The organism is Armatimonadota bacterium, assembly GCA_028871815.1.
Taxonomy (GTDB): domain Bacteria; phylum Armatimonadota; class Chthonomonadetes; order Chthonomonadales; family Chthonomonadaceae; genus REEB205.
The window spans coordinates 54995-74932 of the sequence record JAGWMJ010000005.1 but is presented as its reverse complement, the minus strand read 5'-3'; the positions used below and the strand labels follow the sequence as shown (position 1 = coordinate 74932).

Below are 19938 nucleotides of genomic sequence, written 5' to 3'. Positions count from 1 at the left end.
CCCCACCTCAATTGCCTGCGATACTGGCCAACGCGGGGCAAATCGATCGTGCAGTGGACGAGCGAGTACCGCGAAGTGTCATTAGTCTTGATCGCGTTGAGATCGGTAATCACCGCCGGAAAGGCGGGGCACGCGTGACCCTGAACTTCCGGTCCTCTGCGTACGAGACTGCTAAGGTAACGGTTGCCGGATCGCCGCCAACCTATTGGTAGACCGGGCTACTCACGCGCGTTGGTAGCCCGTGGCCACCTTCCGCTTGAGTCGCATGCACGTGGTGAGCCTAACACCGAGCGGTGGTTCGCCGTTGTGTGGTTTTGAACTAGTTAACTGCCTCGCAGCCATACCCGGATTTGGCAATCTCCCATTCGCTTACGCCGCTGTTCCGCGCGTAGATGCTTCCGGTGTGAGGAGCGCTTGTCGGAGGGGTCACTTGGAGCTATTGCGACTACCGGGCTGAAATAACGCGTTCGGCGCGGCACATTACCAGCAGTTGGGCGTCTGGTCGCCGTACACTCTCCACCAGCCAATGTTTTTAGCTTAGCGCCGTGGTGCGCTGTTAACAGGAGCGCTGCGAGGGATCTGCCGGCGCTTGCCGACCGTCGAAATTCAGGCGAGGCCGACGGCGGCATTGCGGCGCCAGCCTGACGGTTTCTACCCGCCGGACAATAGAGGGCACGCACCTTCGAGATTACGAGCGTGTCCGACAATCTGACAAAAAGGCCGCCGCCCACTGCTGGGCGGCGGCCTTTTATCCTATGCGTCGAATGGAAGGCGGTGCAAGGCCCGTCCACTCTGCAGCGGATGGGCGATTACGGATCGCCTGCGTTGGTACCTGCTGGTCCGGGTATGGCCTCGGTAACCTTAAGCGAGCTGGTATCGCTGCCCTGAACTTCGGGGCCGCTGTATTCGCCCGTCACGGTAACCGATTCCGGCTCTCCGGCAACCGATTGGTAGACCGAGTCGTTCGGGCCGGTCAGGTAGCCGTGGCCACCTTCCACCGTGAACCGCGTGTACTTGCTGAGCGTAACGTCAACAAGCTTGTCGCCGTTGACGCGTGCCCACAGCGTAAACGCCTGGCTCTGCCCCTCAGTTACCGATGCGTTACCTGGCCGAATCAGCACATTCTTCCCGGTTCCGCCACCTGCGGCAGGACCACCATGCGCCGCGAACACTTCATAAAGAAGCGCTGCGCCGCCAATGCCGCCCGCGATGGCTGCGCCGGTGTTGCTCGAGGAACCTGTAACTACGAAGTTCCCAACGGCAACGGCGCGGGACGCCTGAAGCATGTGGATCGTACCGCCGCCGGTCTGCCGGCTGGTTACGAGCACGCTGAGATTCACTTTGAAGAGGATCTCATCGTTTTCGCCGGCTGCCGGACTGTACACGCTGTTGTTCGGTCCGCCCAGCTGCCCGACCGGGCCCGTGCCGCGGACTCGCGTCGCTGAGAAGGTTGCCGTGCTCGGGTCGTTGGTGAAGTCAACGGTGCTTCCATCGTTGAATCGCACGATCGCCTGCAGCTGGATCTGTGTTCCGCCCGGATCAGGATCCGGACTGGCGCCCAGCGTGGCGCTAACCGGCGGCACATAGCGGTTTCCGATGTTCGCGAAGACCACGGAGGGAAGCATGGTTGCCATAAGGCCTGCGCCCACGAGGGCGGTAGCCCGGCTGAGCCGCGGCGACGCCGCTACCTCTGCCTCTTCGCGATCCCGGCGCTGATGACCGCGCGCGCAGCTTACGCCAACGCCCAGCATCAGCCACATAAACATCGAAATCTGACCGAACTGCCACGACGGACTCGCCATTGCGTCAACCATAAAGGCAACGATAGCGGCGATCGAGGCGAGAAGTACGTTGCGGCGCACGCCCGCGTCCATCGATCGAACCTTCATGAGGCCCAATGTCAGGAACGAGCCGAGAACCGCCAGCATCAGCAGAAGGCCCGTAAGGCCAAGCTCTGCCGTAAGCTGCAGATAGTAGTCGTGAGCCTGCTCGAGAAGCGATGGCAGGAGCACTGCGTTGCTGCCCATCAGCTTGGCGCCGGCGGTTGTAACACCCACGTGAGTGAATGCCGCTTGATCCGGAGGATACTGGCCGATGCCGTATCCCAGGATTGGCTTGTTAGCAACCATCTTCAGACTGCCGGCCCACTGGGTTTCGCGCTGAATGAAGGTGCTTTGGCCGTTGGCGTTGCCGATTGAGGCAACCCGATCGAGGATCGAGCCGCTGTTCGGCGCCAGGAACAGGAACAGCGCAATGGCGGAAATCACCATCGCGATCGGCAGCACCACGTCGGCCTTCCGACCGAAGAGCTGCGTGCCGCGGCGGGCAAGCACGATTGCCAGTACGCCAATAACGGCGGCGCCGGCCGTAAGGCCGAGCCACGCGCTACGTGAGTGGGCAAGTGCGAGGCATGCGCCCACCATTACCGTAACCACCATCGCCACGTTTTTGCGTGCTGGTGACTTCTCGGTAAGGGCGGTGATGCCCAGCAGCGGCAGGAGGATCATCAGGAACGAGCCCATCAGCTGGTCGTTTCCGAACGGTCCGACTACCGAGTGCGTGCTCGAAAGCCCGTACTGCACAAAGCCGTAGATCGCTGCGACAGCTCCTACCGCCATGACAGTGTCTACCAGTTTGGTCAGGTGCTCAGACCTGCGGAACTGGTACGCAGCCACGAAGTAGATCAGAATGCCGGCGACCAGTTGAAGGAGCGCCTGCTCTGCATATCCCTTGTGGGCTGCATACAGAACCGAAATACCACCGAGGACGCCAAGCGCCAGGATAGGCAGGTTCGGGCCTGTTTTGAGAAACGCGACAATCTTCTCCCGCCGAAGGTCCCACTTGGACCGCAGGATTAGAGTGCCAAAGAGAAGGATCGCCAATCCTTCGAACGCGAATGCGGCCACACCATGGATGCGGCCATCGGCGGGAGTGGCGATCAGCGGTACTATGACCACCATCGCCAGGACAAGTGCTATGAGGCGATTCTGCAGCACTTGCGCCCACCAGGTTTCAGTCTTTCGTTTCATTCCTGAACTTTCTCCTGGCCGGCCGGCACGGTGACTTACACATCCGCGCCAAACCGTCCACGAAATGGCATGCGGTGCCTTGCACATCCGCATGCGCGGGTTTAGGGTAATGCCGGGGAGTACAGCGCTGCCATCCCCGGCACAGTGGCAGCACCATATTGTACACCCAAAAGAGTGCCATCTGGGTGAAATATCGGGTAGGTCGCTAAAAAACTGCCGGCGTTGCGCGAACCGCGCTATACAATTACCGCCGGATGCGCAAACGGGGCGGCCTTGCCGCCCCGTTTGCTGGTGGATACCGGCTCACGAGCCGACTGTCAGAACAAGGTTCGCAGGTACGAGAGACCGCTGAGCGCATAGAAGAAATCTGCGAAAGTCCGCTTTTGACCCTTCGGCGGTATGAAGAGCACGTCGCCACCGGCCAGGCGCAGGTTTGGGGCAAGATCCCCGTGCTGGAGCATTTGCGCGATATTCACCTTCTGGGTTGTATTCTGGCCGCCGGCAGTATGGATGATCACAGCTCTGGATAGGTCGGCATCGGCTGACTGACCGCCGGCCCTGCTGAGGGCTTTGAGGAGCGTGGCGTCTGCGGGATTCTCCGGCAGCGTGTAGTAGGCGGGTTTGAGCACATCGCCCATCACCGCGTACTGTGCCTGGATAACCGGTACAAAGAGTGTGTCGCCCGGATGCATCGTGAACGTGGAGATGGTTGGGTCATCACGGCCCTCCGCCAGCACCGGGTACAGGTCGAGCGGTATCTGCTTGCCGTTACGCAATACATACACCTGCTTCAGGGCTGCATTGTCCGACGCGCCGCCGGCCTCAGAGAGCAGCGAGAAGAGCGTCATGTTCTGTTCGAGATCGTACGCGCCGGCCCGCGCCACGGCTCCCAGCACATGCACCTGGTTGTGCACGTCTTGCTGGTCCAGAATAACGAGGTCGCCCGGGCGCAGCGTTGGATTGGCGTCGGAGTTCGGCAGGGCGAGCGCCTCGACAAGGTTCAACGCGACCGTAGATGGTCCGCGGATCAATCGGCCTTTGGTCCACTGAACCTCGGTCGAAAGTCCGCCGGCCGCGGCTATCGCGTCCATAACGCGCCAGCCTGGTCCCAGGTCGTACTGGCCTTGCTGGTGTACGGCGCCAACCACGCTCACCTTACGGGAGTGAACCTCCTTGACAATCACCAGCACGTCCGCGTTGTTGCGCGTCTTGCTGAGCACGGTCTGTATCTCGGCGCCGAGTTTCTCGGGCGTAATGCCGGCCGCAACCACACGGCCGATTTCGGGGTAGGTGATAGTGCCGTCCGGCAAGACGGTAAGTACCTGATCCAGGTCCTTTTCCGTATCCACATAGTTAGGTACGGTAACCTCAATCACATCGCCGGCTCCAAGCCGATAGGAGGATGGTGTCTCCTGAGCCCCTGCGGCGCGCCACGCCAGCGCCAAACAGACGATGGCGCCGGCCGTAGCCGCAATTTGGCTGTGCCTCTTCATTCCGCTACTCCTTGCCGTTGGCGTCTTGCGGCTTGTCATGTGAGGCTGAGCCATTTTGCCGGGCTGCGCCGTTATGCGAACCGTTGCCGCCATTGGCTCCAATCGACCGAACCGCCGCGCCTTCCCCAACATCACCGGGGTCGTCGGCCGCTGGCGAGGCGTAGTACTTATAGTGGCTATAGTAGCCATAGTAGTATCCGCCGCTCCGACCCGAAGTGTCTACCTTGTTATATACGATGCCGAGCATGCGTGCGTGCGCCTGGTTGAGCAAGTCGAACGAATGGCGCACCTCAGACTTCTTGGCGGCGCCGAACTGCATCACGTAGATAACTCCATCCGTTCCGCTGGCCAGTACCTGCGCGTCGGCAGTTGCCAGGCAGGGCGGGCTGTCGAAAATCACCACGTCCGCCATGGACTTGAGCTCGTTCTGAAGGTGACGCATTGCCTGTGAGTTCAGCAGCTCGGCGGGATTGGGCGGCACCGGCCCGGATGTGAGCAGGCGCAGACCCTCGACCCGTGTATCAATCAGGGCTTCGCTGGCTTTCAGTTCACCGAGCAGGATGTTGGTCAAGCCCGGATGCTTGTTCACGGCAAAGTTACGGTGAAGCGTTGGGCGCCGCAAGTCGGCGTCAACCAGAATGACGCGCCGCCCATCCAGCGCCATGGCCACGGCAAGATTGGTGGATGTTAGTGATTTGCCTTCAGATGGAACGGTGCTGGTGATGGTGAGCGACATTGTCGGGGCATCTACAGCCGCGAATCCCACGTTGGAGCGAAGCACACGGAAGCTCTCCAGCACGAGGCCACTGCGCGGCTGCTCGATAAGCAATGCGCTCTGGTTACCTGCAAGCGGAACATAACCCAGCGGCGGAGAGCCGGTAATGCGCCGTGCCTCTTCGGGATCGCGGATCCTGTCGTCCAGGAAGTCTTGAACTACGGCAAATGCCACGCCCAGCACCAACCCGAGCACCAGGCTGAGAACAAGATACAGCGCTTTCTGCGGTCGAACCAGAGTCGGAGGCGTAGCTGCGGAAATCGTGAGAACCGGGTCGTGCTCGGCATTGGCCCGCAGCCGCAGATCGAGCACCATTGTGCTGAGCGTGTCAACAGCGGCTGAGTGCTTGTCGTACTCCCGCTGAAGGTCGGTATTCGTGTGCTCAATCTGGGAAAAGCGACCGAGTCCCGCCGAAACCTGCGCAGCCTTCTGTTGTGCGGCTGCCAACGATGCCGTTGAAGAAGCTACGTCAGCCTGTGCCTGCGAAATACGATCCTGGATGCTCTGAACTTCGGGATTCACCTGCCGGCTGATCGTGGATACCGTCTTCGGTATCGAGTTCAGAACCGTTGTGGCGTCCGCGATCTGCGCGCCAATCTTCTGAAGTGGTATCGAATTCGGCTTGTAGTTTACAAGCAGACGCGCACGCTCCTGCTGAAGCTGCGCAAGCCGATCCTGAGCGTTCTGGATCTCTTGCAGATTTGTAACGGTTTGCGGTGTTGTCACCATCGCCGGCGTCGAGGTGAGATCGCCCTGCAGGGAGGCAAGTCGCGCCCTATTGGCGGCCAGCTCGCCCTCAATACTACGCACGGTTGCCTGCGCGGTGATCTCATCGTTGATGCGGGCCGCCTTCTCCGTCTCCACGCCGACGACGCCGGCATGCTGCTTGAATGCCTCTAACGCGTTCGCAGAGTTCTCAAGCGCCTTGTTCTCCTTGGTCAACTGGTCCGATGCAAAGCGCAGGGCCGTCAGCACCTGCTCCTTCTGGTTGCCGGTTACGTACGTCAGGTACGTTGGCTCAATGGTACGGGCAAGTGCAAAGGCCCACTCTGGATTATGCGACTCCGCATCCACTTCCAGAACGTCGGTGTCATTCACCTGTGAGGCGGAGAGGTATGCCGGTGAGCCCACCTGCCCCGGCACCGTCCGCGGAATGCCGGCTTCATCCATGGCGCTGCGGACTACGGAAGCGCTCTGAATTACTTCCAGCTGCGTCGGAACCTCATGTCCCACGTCCGGCTGATAGAGGTTGCTCATCGGGTCGTTGGCATTGATGCTGGCGACCACCATGTTTTTCCCCTCGACCAGAATCTTTGTCGTGGAGCGATACAGCGGCTTCGTCATGAAGGTTACGATGAGACCAACAACCATCACCAGTACCAGCGTCTGGATGATGATCGCCTTGCGTCGCCGAAGGATCTCAAGGTATTCGCGGATTCCGAACTGGGGGCCGCTGTCGATCAGCTCATCTCTCATAGGTGACTATTCCTCAACAATGCCTGAAGTGGGGATGCAGGAACAAGGGCTCGTAGGGCGGGGTCGCGAAATGGTATTCGACAGGTTATCGTATCCGCTCCACCGACCTGGCTTGTTACGCAGTGCGCCTTTCATGCTGGGCGCCGGCGACCTGTGTTGCTGCCATGCGCGGCCTCCTGACCGCACACAGCGAAACGCGCGGAAGGAAAAGCAGTTTATCCTAGTATCGCGTATGTGTCAAGCCGGTTGACGGGCGACATGGCGCGACAAGCTACCAAACCCCCTGACCTCGTCGGTAGGGAAGTGCTGGTCCGTTCGACGCGGCTGGGCTGCAGTTTGTTCCTGCGCAGGCACCGGTTTGCAGACGGCAGTATTTCATAACTCTTCTGTGTTTGGTCTGCGCCTGCGATAGAGTCACAGTCTTCCGGGCGCTCTCACGTTGCTGGGCGATGCTTCGGTCGAAAACGTCTGAGACGGCTCCCACTGGGCAAGGCTGCAGCGAGAGACAGGCGCGCCGGTCGGCAGCGAAGGGCGTTCTGCGACGGCTACGCGCTTTGTGGTCGGCCTGCTATAAAGCGCCGCATCCCGTCCCGGCTGTTGTTCATCCCTGGCCCGGCGGCGCCGGTACGCGATCCAGTTCATCGTGCGTCAGCGGCAGCCGCACGCGCTGCCCCAAATGCGATGACCGGTAGGCGGCAAGGCACATCTCCACCGATCTGCGGCCCTCCTGGGCGCTGCACATCGGGACGCCGGCTCGATAGGCGCTCAGGAATACAGGAACAACCGCGGCGATTCGCTCACCCTGCTGCTGGATTGGGAGGCCCAGGTCGGTCCAGCCGGATCCGGAATCCGTGGTCTCCCAGAGTTTTAGGGCACACCCTCCGCAAGCCGGCATGCATGAAGATGATGGGCCATCGCCGTGGTTCTGGATCAAAACCCCCTTATCGCCATATATCTCGGTCGTGTTCTCACCCGCAAGGATAACGCTGCTGTTCATTACCGTGGCCGTCAAGCCGTCGCTGTACCGATAGATCGCCACGCCGGTGTCGTCGGTTTCGATGCGACCGATCGTATTAGATATCTCGGCAGTGCACGATTCGGGCAGTCGGTCCAGCGTCCACGTAAGCCAATCGATTGCGTGAATTGCGTCGTCAAAAAACATGCCGCGGTTTGCCCATTGCTCGGTATGCCAACGGGTTGCGCCATTCACGAACTGATCGTTGAACAGCACGCCGATGCAATGGCGTCGCCGGATAAAGATCAGCCGTCCCAACCGGTGAGACTGAACGATGCTGCGTATCGCGATGTTCACTGGGTCGCATCGCATCTGGAATGCAAGGCTGAACCAGCGGCCCGCGGCGGCTGCTTCCCGAATGATCTCGTCACACTCCGGCAAGGTGAGAGCCATCGGTTTCTGCAGCAGCACCGCCTTACCGCGGCGGAGGGCCATCACAGCATGCCGGGCGTGGTAGGCCGTCTCGCTGCCTATGATGACGCACTCCACGTCATCCCGGCTCAGAAATCGATCCAGGTCGGGCTCCGCTTGCATGCCGAAAGTCGCGGCCATGGCATGCATCCGGTCGGTGTCGGAATCCCAGCACGCGGTCAATTCGGCGTCGTCGCGCGCAGCCAGTTCGCGCGCGTAAACGCCTACGTGACCGTGCGCAAACGACAGCATCCCGATCCTGACGGGTCTATTCATCCGCTCCTCCGTCCAGCAAGGTGAACGCTGCCGATACGTAGTGCAAGTCCATCGATCCATACATCCACCGTCATGTAGAGTAGGTACAGCAGCACGGCAAACACCAGTATCGCGTTGGCCAGTATCGGCCGCGACAGCGCCTCTTGTGCCGATTGCAAAACCAAAGCCGGCCGTCGCGCCAGATCCCACGAGTTAAGACGCACAATCAGTCCGAGATAGACGCCGAGCGAGACCAGAAAAAAGAACGGTACAGCTGCCAGCGCCCTTAACGCTCGGCGCCTGCCCATCATCCGCGCCACCGGGCGAATTGCCAGGCCAAAGCAGAGCGCGCCGATAGCCGCGTACAGCACAAAGTAGAGCCCCCAGACGGCGACGTCCAACCGCTTGATATGCTCCACGGCGGCTGCGGCGCGCATCGCGGTGTACGGCCGGTCAAAAAGAAAGTGCCGCCACTCGGTGAGCAGATAACACGAGTTGGGAAGAAATGCAAGCCATACCGGAGCGAGCGGCGCCAGTACTACAGCCGCTGGAATGTGCAGTTTGCGCGCAACCTTCAGTCCAGCCTCCATCACGTACGCGCAAGCTGCCGGAACAGCCGCCAACATCACATTCCAGAGGATCCAGTGATACGACTGCATGCCTTGCTCACCTCCAGTACTGCCTTACTGCTCCGGGCATCGTGAGCGCGGTCGACCCGGAGTTCAACCTGGGTCAAGTCGGTAATCGTCCGCACCATTGTGGCGCGTTAAGGGGCAAACTATCTGCATGGAGATGCGAATTGGACGGGCAACAACCGCGCTAACTGTTTCGAGCCTTCGAGCCGAGCCTCATGAAAGGGCTGAGGTCGTCAGCCAGTCGGTGTTGGGCGAAACTGTGCAGGTGCTGGAGCATTCCGGCCCATTCGTCCGGCTAGAAACGCCGGACGGCTATACGGGCTGGCTGCTCCGCAGTCACCTTCAAATGGCAGCCACGGCTGGCCAACGGCCCAGCGGGGAGCCGGCATACGTGTCTTCGGCGTTTGCGACGTTCACGCGGCGATCGGTTGTGGCGAACTCGCTCCTGGCGCCGTTTGGCGCGGAAGTGCTTCGTATTCGCGCTCGCGCACCGGCAGGCAGGTTTGCCGTGGCGTGGCCGCAACCGCGTGGCTGGAGGTTCGGCACCGTGGATGCATGCTGCGTAACGGTTGAGCGACCAGCTTTTGCTGCCGAAACGGTTTGTCGCCTGGCAGCCGGTTTTGCCGGGGCGCCGTACTTGTGGGGCGGCGTCACGCCATTTGGATTTGATTGCTCCGGCCTGGTGCAGCGTGTGTTCGGCTGGTGCGGCGTCCGGCTGCCACGTGATGCCTGGATGCAGGCAGGCGCATCCGGCGGCAGGGTGATAACCGCTGCAGAGGCACTGGAGCCTGCAGATCTGGTTTTCTTTCGGGCGGCCGCCGGCACATCCAGCCGCGCCATCACGCATGTTGCCCTCTGCCTCTCTTCGGAACGCCTCGTCCACGCATCGGTCAACGGCGTGGAAATAGTAAGACGGCACAGCGCGGCAATGCGAAGTAGATATGAGGAGGTTTCCGCCTGGCGGTGCAGCGCCTGAGGGGCGCCTCCTGCGCTCGTGCTGATTGACGGGGGGGCAACCGCTCTGGTATAACCACACGAGTAGCGGCCGCGTTTCAGACCAAGCCGGCCGGGGAGAATCTTGCCAGTGCGAATTCGATCGAAGGAGATCCGGCACCGCCGGAAGCGTGAGGCCGAGCGACTGAAAAAGCTGGCCGTGGCTGCCAAGGCGGCAAGCACGCCCACATTGCGCGCGCCGAAAACCACAATTGCCGTAGCCCCCGTAAAGGCGCCGAGGCCAAAGAAAACGGTCGCTCCGACGGTGGCTGAAGCTGCAGTGACCGAGGTTGCGCCGGTGGCCGTTGCCACAGAAACCAAACCGGCTCGTGCTGCCAGGGCCCCTCGTGCGGCCTCCGCAGCTACGCCGGTTGCCGTACAGGCAGCATCACCGACGGCCGACAAGCCGGCACCAGCCAGGACCCCAAAGGCGGCTTCGCCGAAGGCCGCCTCACCCGAGGCCGTCAAGGGAGAAAAGCCTGCTCGAGCGCCAAGAGCCACGAGTGCAAAGGCCGCGGCGGAAAAAGCCGGGTCCGATGCGCCGGCGTCCGATGGAGAATCGGGCGGTTAGAGCGACGGTGAACACGGTAATCGATCATCACGACCCCGCTTATACGGATGAAGCGGGGTTTGCCGTGAGCCGGCGGTTGAACTGCCGCACTTGCACAACACGGCAGTCCGGCTCCACGCTGTTAGCAGAGTAATTCATGCAGGTTCAACTTGAGAACGTCGGCCCCTGTACGGTAAAGCTCGAGGTTGAGGTAGATGCCGCCGAGGTCTCCGGCGCGTTCGCGCAGGCGTGGCGTGAGGCCGGCCGCGCTGTCCGTGTACCGGGCTTCCGGCCCGGCAAGGCGCCTCGAAACATCGTCGAGCAGTTTGCAGACCGTGACCGCGTCCGGGAGAGGGCGCGCGACATTGTGCTGCTAAACACGGGCAGGCAGGCGCTTGACGAGAAGCAACTCACGCCAAACGGTGATCCGCATGTGGATGCCGGCGACATGGTGGATAACGAGCCTTACAAATGGTCAGCCGTAGTTGAACTTGACGCGATTGTAAAGCTTGGTCCCGTCAAGGGCCTTACAGCCCGGCGCCCGGTAGTTGAGGTGACCGAAGCCGATGTTGACGCAGTGATTCAGCGGATGCGCGAGTCGAATGCGCGCCTTGCCGATGTCACTGGGCGGAGTGTGGAAGCCGGTGACACGTTGGTGATAGACGCCACGTGGGCGCAGGAAGGCGGTGAACCGGAGCCGCAACGAAGGCAGCTCGCCCACGCGGGATCCGGGTCCGAGCCGTTTCTAAGTGAAATCATCGGTATGGCGATTGGCGAAACCCGTACCTTCGCGGTGCCGGCGCCGGATTCAACGGAGGGGGATGCTTCCAGCGGTAAATCGGGTCAGGTCACCGTTACCCTGCATCGAATCAATGCGCCGGAGCTTCCAGCAGTCGACGACGCATTCGCCCTGAAGGTGGCCGGCGTGGAGACCGTGGCTGCGCTGCGAGAAACGATTTCAGCAAATCTCATTGCGCGAAATCAACGGACCGCGCTCCAGGCTGTTGAGTCCGACTTACTGTCGCAGATCATTGAATCCTCGGAGATTCAGTATCCCGAAGGCATGGTCACCGAACAGGCGTTGACACTTGCGCGGCACCTGGATCGCGACTTGCAGCAGAACGGCAGCTCGCTGGAAGCTTACCTGCAGCAAAACAACCTCGACGTGGAGGGCATTCTGCAGCGCCTGCGTCCGTCGGCGGAGCAGCGACTCAGATCCGTACTGGTATGCAATGAGATCGCGAAAGCGAACGGCATCGAGGTTGGCCACGACGAGGTGGACGAGCGTCTCACGGAGATGGTTGAGCAAGAGCGGATCCCCAGCAGCCTGCTTTCGGGCCGAGCCGCGGCCAACCGGCTGGAGGGTGCGGTCTCGGCGGGCATTCTGACCGAGCGGATACGTGCGTTCCTGTTGAACAACAATACCGTTGTGGATGCAGAGCCCGTAACGGAACGGGCCGGCGAGGCCGCGGGCGGGCAGGGGGCGGAAACCGAAAGCGGTGGTGAGCCCGCTGCGGATTCGGCACCCGCTTCGACAGAAGCTGAAGATAGCTGAGCCTGTTCAATATGGTCAATACAACACGAAGCGATAACCCAAACATGATGCAATCGATCTGGCGTCCGGACAACGTGATTCCGATGGTGGTGGAGCAAAGTGCGCGTGGCGAGCGAGCGTACGACATCTACTCACGCCTGCTCAAGGATCGCATTATCTTTATCGGAGAGCCGATCGGCGACCACCTCGCAAACCTGGTGATCGCCGAGATTCTTTTCCTTGAGAAGGAGGATGCCGACGCCGATATCGATGTCTACATCAACAGTCCGGGCGGCAGCGTCTCGGCTGGGCTGGCAATCTACGATGTGATGCAGATGGTAAAGTGCGACATAGCAACCATCTGCGTCGGCCTTGCGGCCTCTATGGCTTCGGTACTGCTAACCGGTGGGCGGACCGGTAAGCGTTACGCACTACCCAACTCGCGCATCATGATACACGCGGTCTCGGGCGGCTTTGAGGGCCCCGTTCAGGATGCCGAGATCCGACTGAAGGAGATGGTTCGGATGCACGACACCATCAACGAGATCCTGGCTCACCACTCCGGGCAAACGCAAGAGCGCGTGCGCCGCGACATGGATCGTGATTACTTCATGTCTCCGCAGGAGGCGCTGGAGTACGGGCTCATCGACAAAATAGCGGAGCGAGGTGAGCGGTAGTATCGTACGTACCTTGGCAGGCCTGGTCCGCGCCGGCTATCGCAACATTGGGGGCATTCTGTGACAAAACCGACTGAGGGCCGCTGCGTCCTGTGCGGCAAAACCCGGGAGCAGGTCAAAAAGCTCATCGTGGGGCAAAACGGCAGCGTCTGCCTGGAATGCGTGGGTCGCTGCAACGACTTGCTCCGAAACGATGCGCCGGCGGGCGAAACCACCACGCTGCCGATACCGGGAGGCGTTCCGAGGCCGCAAGAGATCTACCGAACGCTCAGTCAATACGTTGTTGGTCAGGAGCGAGCCAAGCGGTCGCTTTCCGTGGCCGTGTACAACCACTACAAGCGCATCTCCAGCGTCAGCACCGATGTGGAGCTTCAGAAGAGCAACATCCTGCTCATTGGGCCAACCGGCTGCGGCAAAACGCTGCTGGCGCAGACGCTGGCGCGCATCCTTCAGGTGCCCTTCGCCATGGCCGACGCCACCGCGCTTACCGAGGCCGGGTATGTGGGTGAGGATGTTGAGAACATCCTTCTCAAGCTGCTGCAGGCCGCCGATGTCGGTGGGAGTATGGAGCAGACGGTGCAGTCGGCGCAGCGGGGCATCATCTACATCGACGAGATCGACAAGATCGCCCGTAAAAGTGATAACCCAAGCATTACGCGGGACGTAAGCGGCGAGGGTGTGCAGCAGGCCCTGTTGAAGATTCTGGAGGGCACGGTAGCCAACGTACCTCCCCAGGGCGGACGCAAGCATCCGCAGCAAGAGTACGTGCAGATTGATTCCAGCGACGTGCTGTTCATCTGCGGCGGCGCCTTTGAAGGGCTGGCCGAGCTGACTGGGCGTCGCGTCCACACACGCGCCATGGGAATTCGGGCGCAGGTGTCCGGACGCGCCGATCAGCACGACCGAAACAATCAACTGCTGCAGCAGGTGATGCCGGACGACCTGCTCAAGTTTGGACTGATTCCTGAATTCATCGGTCGGCTGCCGGTGCTGGCCACTCTTGAAGCGCTGGACGAAGACGCATTGGTACGGATTCTACAGGAACCACGCAACGCGCTCGTGAAGCAGTACACGCGCATATTTGAACTGGACAATGTGGAGTTGGCGTTCACGCCCGAGGCCGTTCGGGCTATTGCGCGGGAGGCAATGACTCGCAGCACCGGTGCACGCGCGCTGCGCACTATCCTGGAAGAAGTGATGCTCGACGTGATGTACGAAATCCCGTCGAATGACGAAGTGCGGCGATGCGTTATCACCGCCGACTGTGTGCAAACCCGATCCCAGCCTGAGTTGTACACGCGCGAGCAGTTGCGGCAGGCCTCGTGAGCACGGGCCACTCAAATCGCTGATGAATCCTGAAGGTGACCGCCTTGGTGATTGCGGGCGCACCTGGGATACGTGGCGTTTGTGGGGACCATACCTTGCCGAACGGGCCTGGGGCACGGTTCGCGAGGACTACAGCCCCGATGGCTCAGCCTGGCAGTACTTTCCACACGACCACGCGCGCTCACGCGCTTACCGCTGGAACGAAGATGGGCTGCTCGGCATTTGCGACAACCTTCAGCACCTTTGCTTTGCGCTGGCGATGTGGAACGGGCGTGATCCCATTATCAAGGAGCGTCTGTTCGGCCTTACCGGGGTTGAAGGCAACCACGGCGAAGATGTCAAAGAGGTCTACTACTACCTCGACTCCACGCCGACGCACTCGTGGATGGAGGCATTGTACCGGTATCCGCACGCGGAGTACCCATACGGCGACCTGGTGGCCGAGAACGCGCGCCGTGACCGCACGCGACCGGAGTATGAGCTCTTTGACACCAGGGTGTTTGATGATAACCGCTTCTTTGATGTGGTGGCGCAGTACGCAAAGAACGCTCCAGACGACATCCTTATCTCCATCTCCGTGCGCAATCGCGGTCCCGAAGCTGCGACGCTCGATCTGGCGCCCATGTTCTGGTTCCGAAACACCTGGATATGGACGGGAGACCCGCGCCGTCCACGGCTGAGCGCGGCCAACGCTGCCGGCTGCCCGGCGATCCGGGCCGAGCACGCGGAGATCGGTGCCTGGTGGTTGATCTGCGACACGGAGCCAGGAACTCCCGAGCTGCTGTTTTGTGATAACGAGACCAACGTGGAGCGGCTATTCCCCGGCGGCCAGCCCATTTCCCGGTATCCAAAAGACAGCATCAATAACTATATCGTCAATGGGGTGCATTCGGCAGTATCGCCCGATCTTCAGGGTACGCGCTCATCGGCGTTATGGCACTTGAACGTCCCTGGACGGGGAGAGGTGCAAGTTCGACTGCGTTTATGCCGAACAGTGCCGGATGTGCCATTCGGACGTCCGTTCTCCACCATTCTCAATCTCCGCCGATCCGAAGCGGACCAGTTTTACGCGGATCTGGCCCCCGCGGGGCTCTCTGATGACGCGCTGCGCGTGCAGCGCCAGGCGTTCGCTGGGCTGCTCTGGTGCAAGCAGTTTTACCACTACAACGTGCGTAAGTGGTTGGTGGGCGATAGTGCCGAGCCGGCGCCTGCGGAAGACCGCTGGCGCGGACGCAACTGTGGCTGGCAGCACATCAACAACGTCCGGGTCATGACGATGCCGGATACGTGGGAGTATCCGTGGTATGCGGCATGGGACCTTGCGTTTCACTGTATCCCGATCTCGCTGGTCGATCCGCAGTTCGCCAAGGGTCAACTGATACTACTGCTGCGCGAGTGGTTCATGCATCCTAACGGCCAACTGCCTGCGTATGAGTGGTCGTTCGGAGACGTCAACCCGCCGGTGCATGCCTGGGCTGCGATGCGCGTGTTTCAGATCGATCGAAAAGCCACAGGTAAGGGCGATAGAAACTTTTTGGAGCGCGTTTTTCATAAGCTGCTCCTCAATTTCACATGGTGGGTCAACCGCAAGGATTCCGAGGGAAACAACGTTTTTCAGGGTGGCTTTCTCGGACTCGACAACATCGGGATTTTCGATCGCAGCCAGCCGCTGCCGACCGGTGGCCATCTGGATCAGTCCGATGGCACCAGTTGGATGGCCATGTATTGCCTCAACATGTTGGCCATGGCCATTGAACTGGCCGTGGAGGAGCGCAGTTATGAGGATTTAGCGATCAAGTTCCTCGAGCACTTCTTCTACATCAGCCATGCTATGAATGCCCGGTCAAGCACCCATTATGGTGACGACGTAGAACTGTGGGACGAGGAGTTGGGCTTCTATTGCGACGTGATGCACCTCCCCGACGGCACGCACTTTCCACTTCAAATCCGGTCTATGGTCGGGCTGGTGCCGCTGCTGGGTGTCGCGACGCTCGATCCCGACGTTCTCGAGCGGCTTCCCGATTTGCGCCGGCGGCTCGACTGGTTTATTCAGCACCGGCCCGACCTGTGCTCTACCGCGGCTTCGCTGACGCGCACCGGCGCCGGCGAGCGAAGGATCTTTACGGTGGTCGCGCCGGATCGCCTGCGTCGAATCCTGACGCGAGCGTTCGATCCGGCGGAGTTTCTTGCCCCCACAGGCATCCGCTCGCTTTCGCGCTACCACCTGGAGAATCCGTATACTTTGGCGTTGGCCGGGCGCGAGTATCGCATTGACTATGAGGCCGCAGAGTCGACCACAGCCGCGTTCGGCGGCAACTCAAACTGGCGCGGGCCGGTATGGTTCCCGCTTAACTACCTGATCATCGAGGCGCTGCAAAAGTACGACTACTACTACGGCTCCGACTTTCAAATCGAGTTCCCAACCGGTTCCGGCAAGCTGATGAACCTGTGGGAGGTATCGGTTGAGCTCTCGCGGCGCTTGATCAGCACCTTTACGCGCCGGCCAGACGGCACACGGCCCGTGTTCGGCGCGAACGAGGTGTATCAGAAGGACCCTCTGTGGCGCGATAATATCCCGTTTTACGAGTACTACAACGGAGACACCGGCGCGGGACTGGGCGCCAGCCACCAAACCGGCTGGACAGCCCTGGTAGCCAAGCTTATCCAGCAAAGCGGCCAGTAGGATTGCGGCGGTACTGCCAGGCGGGACGTGACTCTCCGCTTTCGGCCGCCGCTGCGGCCGCCAAAACCAGCCCGTGGTCCGGTGCGAGCTCGCAAACGGGATCGGCGCCTGCCGCATCTCCGGTCAGCGCCGCTGCCTGGCACCGGCAGCCGCCAAAATCAATTTCACGCATCGCACAGTCGGAACATGGGGCGGGCATCCACGCCGTGCCGCGATAGCGATTAAACGCTTCGGAGTCGGTCCAGATTCGGCGCAGGCTCGCCACGCGTACGGATTCAAACTCCATTCCGGCAATGTGACCGGCGGTTGGGCAGGGTAGCACACGTCCGTACGGATTTACCGTGAGGTACCTGGCGCCCCAACCGTTCATACAGGGCTTCGGGCGCCCGGCATAGTAGTCGGGCGTCACCACAAGCAGCTGCATCCGGCTGCCCAGACGGTCTCGCTCGGTGTTGATGCACGCCATCATCGATTCCACCTGCCGGCGTGACGCCAGCAGGGCATCCCGATTCAACAACGCCCATCCATAAAACTGCGCGCTTGCCAGTTCCAGACGGCGCGCGCCAAGCGCCTCCGCAAGAGCGATGATCGCGCCTACCTGCTCGATATTCAACCGATGGATGACGGTGTTTATGGTCAGCGGCAAGCCGGCGCCTGTAACGCGCCGCGCCGCCTCCAGTTTAGCCGTATGAGCACGTGCACCAGCAATTTCGTTTGCCATCCCGGCTTCCGCGGCCTGAAGGCTGATCTGCACACTCTCGAGGCCGGCTGTTGAAAGCGCCGTCAGGCGTGCCTGCGAGAGGCCAATGCCGGAGGTGATCAGGTTGGTATAGAGTCCCGCGGAGCGGGCGGCCTTCACGATGAGTTCCAGATCTGCGCGCAGTAGCGGCTCGCCTCCCGAAATCAGGGCATGCAGCACACCGAGTTCCGCGGCTTCGGCCATGACGCGCCGCCAATCTTCCGTGGAGAGCTCGGGTTCTGGAGCGGGATAGTGCGCCGGGTTCGAACAGTAGGGGCAGTGCAGCGGGCAGCGCCACGTGAGTTCGGCGAGCAGTCCGAGCGGACGAGGCGCCTCTGCGGGTGTCACCTCACCGTCACCAGACCTTTGTCACGCAATCTGCTGATGCAAACCTCCACGTCGGCGGCAATTGTGTCAACGGGCCGGTTGAACGTGCGGCTGAGTTCACGCGCAATGTCGTCGGAGGTCCGAGTGCCGTCCAGCAGCGCGCAGATGCTGGCCGCTGACCGATTCAGCCAGAGTGCGCTCTCCGGATACAGCAGAACCGGCCTGCCGGTCAGGCGGTCCTCATGGAGGCGTGTGCCCACGGCCAGTGCCCATCGTGGTTTCAGCGCTGCGGTCATGGGTTGCCACTGCCTGGTACCGGTCCGTATGCAAGCATCATGGCATCCAGCATCTGCCAGAGTACGTCGCACTTGAAGTTCAGTGCCTGGACGGCGGCGTTTTCCATCTCGGCGGTGGTGCAGTACTGCAGCGTCAGCCGAAGACCCTCGTCGGAGTCGCCGCGGGCTAGTGTAACGCGCGAGCGAAAGTAGTCCAGGCCCCACGTCGGCAGCCACGTATAGTAGCGCTCAAAGGCCGCGATCCGCTCCGCCATCAGGTCTGGAGCGAACAGCTCGGTGAGCGAGGAGGCCACCGCGATTGGCCACGGCTCAGTCCGCGCAAACTGAACATAAGCGTCCACGGCAAAGCGCACGCCGGGCAGGAGGCGCTGGTGCAGCTCTTCTGTGTCACGCCCAATGCCGGCAGCCTCGGCAAGGCGCAGCCAGGCTTCGATGCCGCCTTCACCGGGAGCCGTACCGTCATGATCGGTAATCCGGTGCAGCCACATCCGGCGCACTTCCCGGATCGGGCAGTTGGAGATGATGGCTGCGTCTTTCAGAGGAATGCTCTGCTGGTAATAGAACCGGTTGGCAATCCATCCCCGAATCTGTTCGGGACTCAACATGCCGGCATTCATCTGCTGGTGAAACGGGTGCAGGTGGTGGTACCGGCTCTCGCCAACCTTGCGCAGCCGTTCGGTGAGGCTACCGACTCCCGCTTGTGGTTCCGTCGTCAAATCGTCCACTCCATTCCGTCTTCAGCAATGGTGATGCCATGAAGGCGCACCTCCGCCGCCTGTTCTGAGTCGCACCGCAGCATCGGGTTGGTGTTGTTGATGTGGAGGTAGCCGCGCCGTGGCGCGCGGTGCGATCTCAACCACTCGAGAGAGCCGGACGGACCCCCGACTGGCCAGTGTCCCATATCCCGGGCGGTGCGACCCGCGGGATCGACCTCGCGGAGTTCGCCGTCGCTCCAGAACGTGCCGTCAAGGAGCACCGCGTCCGCGGTCTCGGCAGCATCCTGCAGCTGAGGATCCAGGCACGCGACGTCCGGCGCAACCAGGAGTCGGCGTCCGGTTTGTATGTCGGTGAAGAGCCAGGCTACGCAGTTGCCGGTCACCGATTTTTCTTGCGATTCGCGATAGCGGGGTGGCTTGCCCGTCAAGGCAACGCATCTGGCCCGCAGCCCGCCGCAGAGCTCGAACTCGGCCGCTCCCGGTACGGCGATACTCCAGTGAATGCCGCCATACGCGGCCAGCAATCCCGTTGCATTCCAACCGCTTTCCATAGCGCGGCGCACCTCCGCCGTTGCCCACACCGGCATGGCCTCGCCTTCGCGGAGGAGCGCTATGCCGAGGACGTGATCCAGGTCGGCATTTGTCAGGAGTACGCCGGCGACGGGATTGTGCCTTGCCGCGCCATCGTTGGGGCGGAGGGCGGCAAACGCCGCCAACTGTGCCGGCGCATCCGGCGATGCGTTGAGCAGGTACCAGGCAGAGCCGTCTCCCGTTATCGCTGCGCACGATTGAGTTCGCGCCGTAACGGTTCCACCTTCGCGGCGAGCTTCACAACAGTTCAGGCAGCCGCAGTTCCATTGCGGCACGCCGCCGCCGGCCGCCGAACCCAAAATGTGAACGCGCATCGTCTCCAGGTGGGCTTTAGGGCCGCAGCAGGCCGCCTGCGAACAAGCGGCCTTATGCGGGTCGATGATCAGCTAACGCCGGCGTACGCAGTGCACTCGGCAT

15 protein-coding genes are annotated in these 19938 nt (G+C 61.4%); 6 read left to right on the top strand and 9 right to left on the bottom strand.

Annotated elements, in window-relative coordinates; all coding sequences use genetic code 11:
* Nucleotides 1–809: 809 nt before the first annotated feature.
* From KGJ62_07795 to KGJ62_07775, 5 genes are all read right to left on the bottom strand, one after another.
* Entirely contained in the window at nucleotides 810–3029 is a 2220-nt protein-coding gene (locus KGJ62_07795) for an O-antigen ligase family protein (protein ID MDE2126476.1), read from the bottom strand.
* A 317-nt stretch (nucleotides 3030–3346) separates the two neighbouring features.
* Nucleotides 3347–4522, bottom strand: a complete 1176-nt coding sequence (locus tag KGJ62_07790; GenBank protein ID MDE2126475.1) for an SLBB domain-containing protein — start codon at nucleotides 4520–4522, stop codon at nucleotides 3347–3349.
* A gap of 4 nt (nucleotides 4523–4526) precedes the next feature.
* Nucleotides 4527–6773, bottom strand: a complete 2247-nt coding sequence (locus KGJ62_07785) for a polysaccharide biosynthesis tyrosine autokinase (GenBank protein MDE2126474.1) — start codon at nucleotides 6771–6773, stop codon at nucleotides 4527–4529.
* Between the two features lie 601 nt (nucleotides 6774–7374).
* Nucleotides 7375–8475: a Gfo/Idh/MocA family oxidoreductase gene (locus tag KGJ62_07780; protein MDE2126473.1), complete on the bottom strand. Its 1101-nt coding sequence runs from the start codon at nucleotides 8473–8475 to the stop codon at nucleotides 7375–7377.
* Nucleotides 8472–9113 (bottom strand): DUF1361 domain-containing protein, encoded by a 642-nt coding sequence (locus KGJ62_07775; GenBank protein ID MDE2126472.1) that lies wholly within the window; start codon nucleotides 9111–9113, stop codon nucleotides 8472–8474. The genes KGJ62_07780 and KGJ62_07775 overlap by 4 nt, the downstream gene beginning before the upstream one ends.
* 127 nt (nucleotides 9114–9240) lie before the next feature.
* Here KGJ62_07775 and KGJ62_07770 point away from each other — a divergent pair, with 127 nt between their 5' ends.
* The 6 genes from KGJ62_07770 to KGJ62_07745 all read left to right on the top strand — a co-directional run bounded on the left by KGJ62_07770 (nucleotide 9241) and on the right by KGJ62_07745 (nucleotide 16852).
* Nucleotides 9241–10065, top strand: a complete 825-nt coding sequence (locus KGJ62_07770; protein MDE2126471.1) for a C40 family peptidase — start codon at nucleotides 9241–9243, stop codon at nucleotides 10063–10065.
* A 108-nt stretch (nucleotides 10066–10173) separates the two neighbouring features.
* Complete coding sequence (locus KGJ62_07765; GenBank protein ID MDE2126470.1) at nucleotides 10174–10653, top strand: hypothetical protein; 480 nt, start codon at nucleotides 10174–10176, stop codon at nucleotides 10651–10653.
* A 136-nt stretch (nucleotides 10654–10789) separates the two neighbouring features.
* Nucleotides 10790–12187, top strand: coding sequence for a trigger factor (tig, locus tag KGJ62_07760; protein MDE2126469.1), 1398 nt, complete (start codon nucleotides 10790–10792; stop codon nucleotides 12185–12187).
* A 44-nt stretch (nucleotides 12188–12231) separates the two neighbouring features.
* Nucleotides 12232–12843, top strand: a complete 612-nt coding sequence (locus KGJ62_07755) for an ATP-dependent Clp protease proteolytic subunit (protein MDE2126468.1) — start codon at nucleotides 12232–12234, stop codon at nucleotides 12841–12843.
* A gap of 60 nt (nucleotides 12844–12903) precedes the next feature.
* The gene (gene clpX, locus KGJ62_07750; GenBank protein ID MDE2126467.1) at nucleotides 12904–14169 is read left to right on the top strand and encodes an ATP-dependent Clp protease ATP-binding subunit ClpX; all 1266 of its coding nucleotides are present in this window, start codon (nucleotides 12904–12906) and stop codon (nucleotides 14167–14169) included.
* 22 nt (nucleotides 14170–14191) lie between these two features.
* A complete protein-coding gene (locus KGJ62_07745) occupies nucleotides 14192–16852 on the top strand; it encodes a glucosidase (protein ID MDE2126466.1) in 2661 nt (886 codons plus the stop codon).
* On the opposite strand, the gene pqqE is transcribed toward KGJ62_07745, so the two are convergent.
* The 4 genes from pqqE to pqqB are packed head-to-tail and all read right to left on the bottom strand — an operon-like array spanning nucleotide 16830 to nucleotide 19835.
* Complete coding sequence (gene pqqE, locus KGJ62_07740; GenBank protein ID MDE2126465.1) at nucleotides 16830–17939, bottom strand: pyrroloquinoline quinone biosynthesis protein PqqE; 1110 nt, start codon at nucleotides 17937–17939, stop codon at nucleotides 16830–16832. The two genes, KGJ62_07745 and pqqE, sit on opposite strands and share 23 nt — an antisense overlap.
* Nucleotides 17936–18214: a pyrroloquinoline quinone biosynthesis peptide chaperone PqqD gene (pqqD, locus tag KGJ62_07735; GenBank protein MDE2126464.1), complete on the bottom strand. Its 279-nt coding sequence runs from the start codon at nucleotides 18212–18214 to the stop codon at nucleotides 17936–17938. The genes pqqE and pqqD overlap by 4 nt, the downstream gene beginning before the upstream one ends.
* Nucleotides 18211–18930 (bottom strand): pyrroloquinoline-quinone synthase PqqC, encoded by a 720-nt coding sequence (gene pqqC / locus KGJ62_07730; protein ID MDE2126463.1) that lies wholly within the window; start codon nucleotides 18928–18930, stop codon nucleotides 18211–18213. The genes pqqD and pqqC overlap by 4 nt, the downstream gene beginning before the upstream one ends.
* A complete protein-coding gene (gene pqqB, locus KGJ62_07725; protein MDE2126462.1) occupies nucleotides 18927–19835 on the bottom strand; it encodes a pyrroloquinoline quinone biosynthesis protein PqqB in 909 nt (302 codons plus the stop codon). The genes pqqC and pqqB overlap by 4 nt, the downstream gene beginning before the upstream one ends.
* Nucleotides 19836–19938 lie beyond the last annotated feature (103 nt).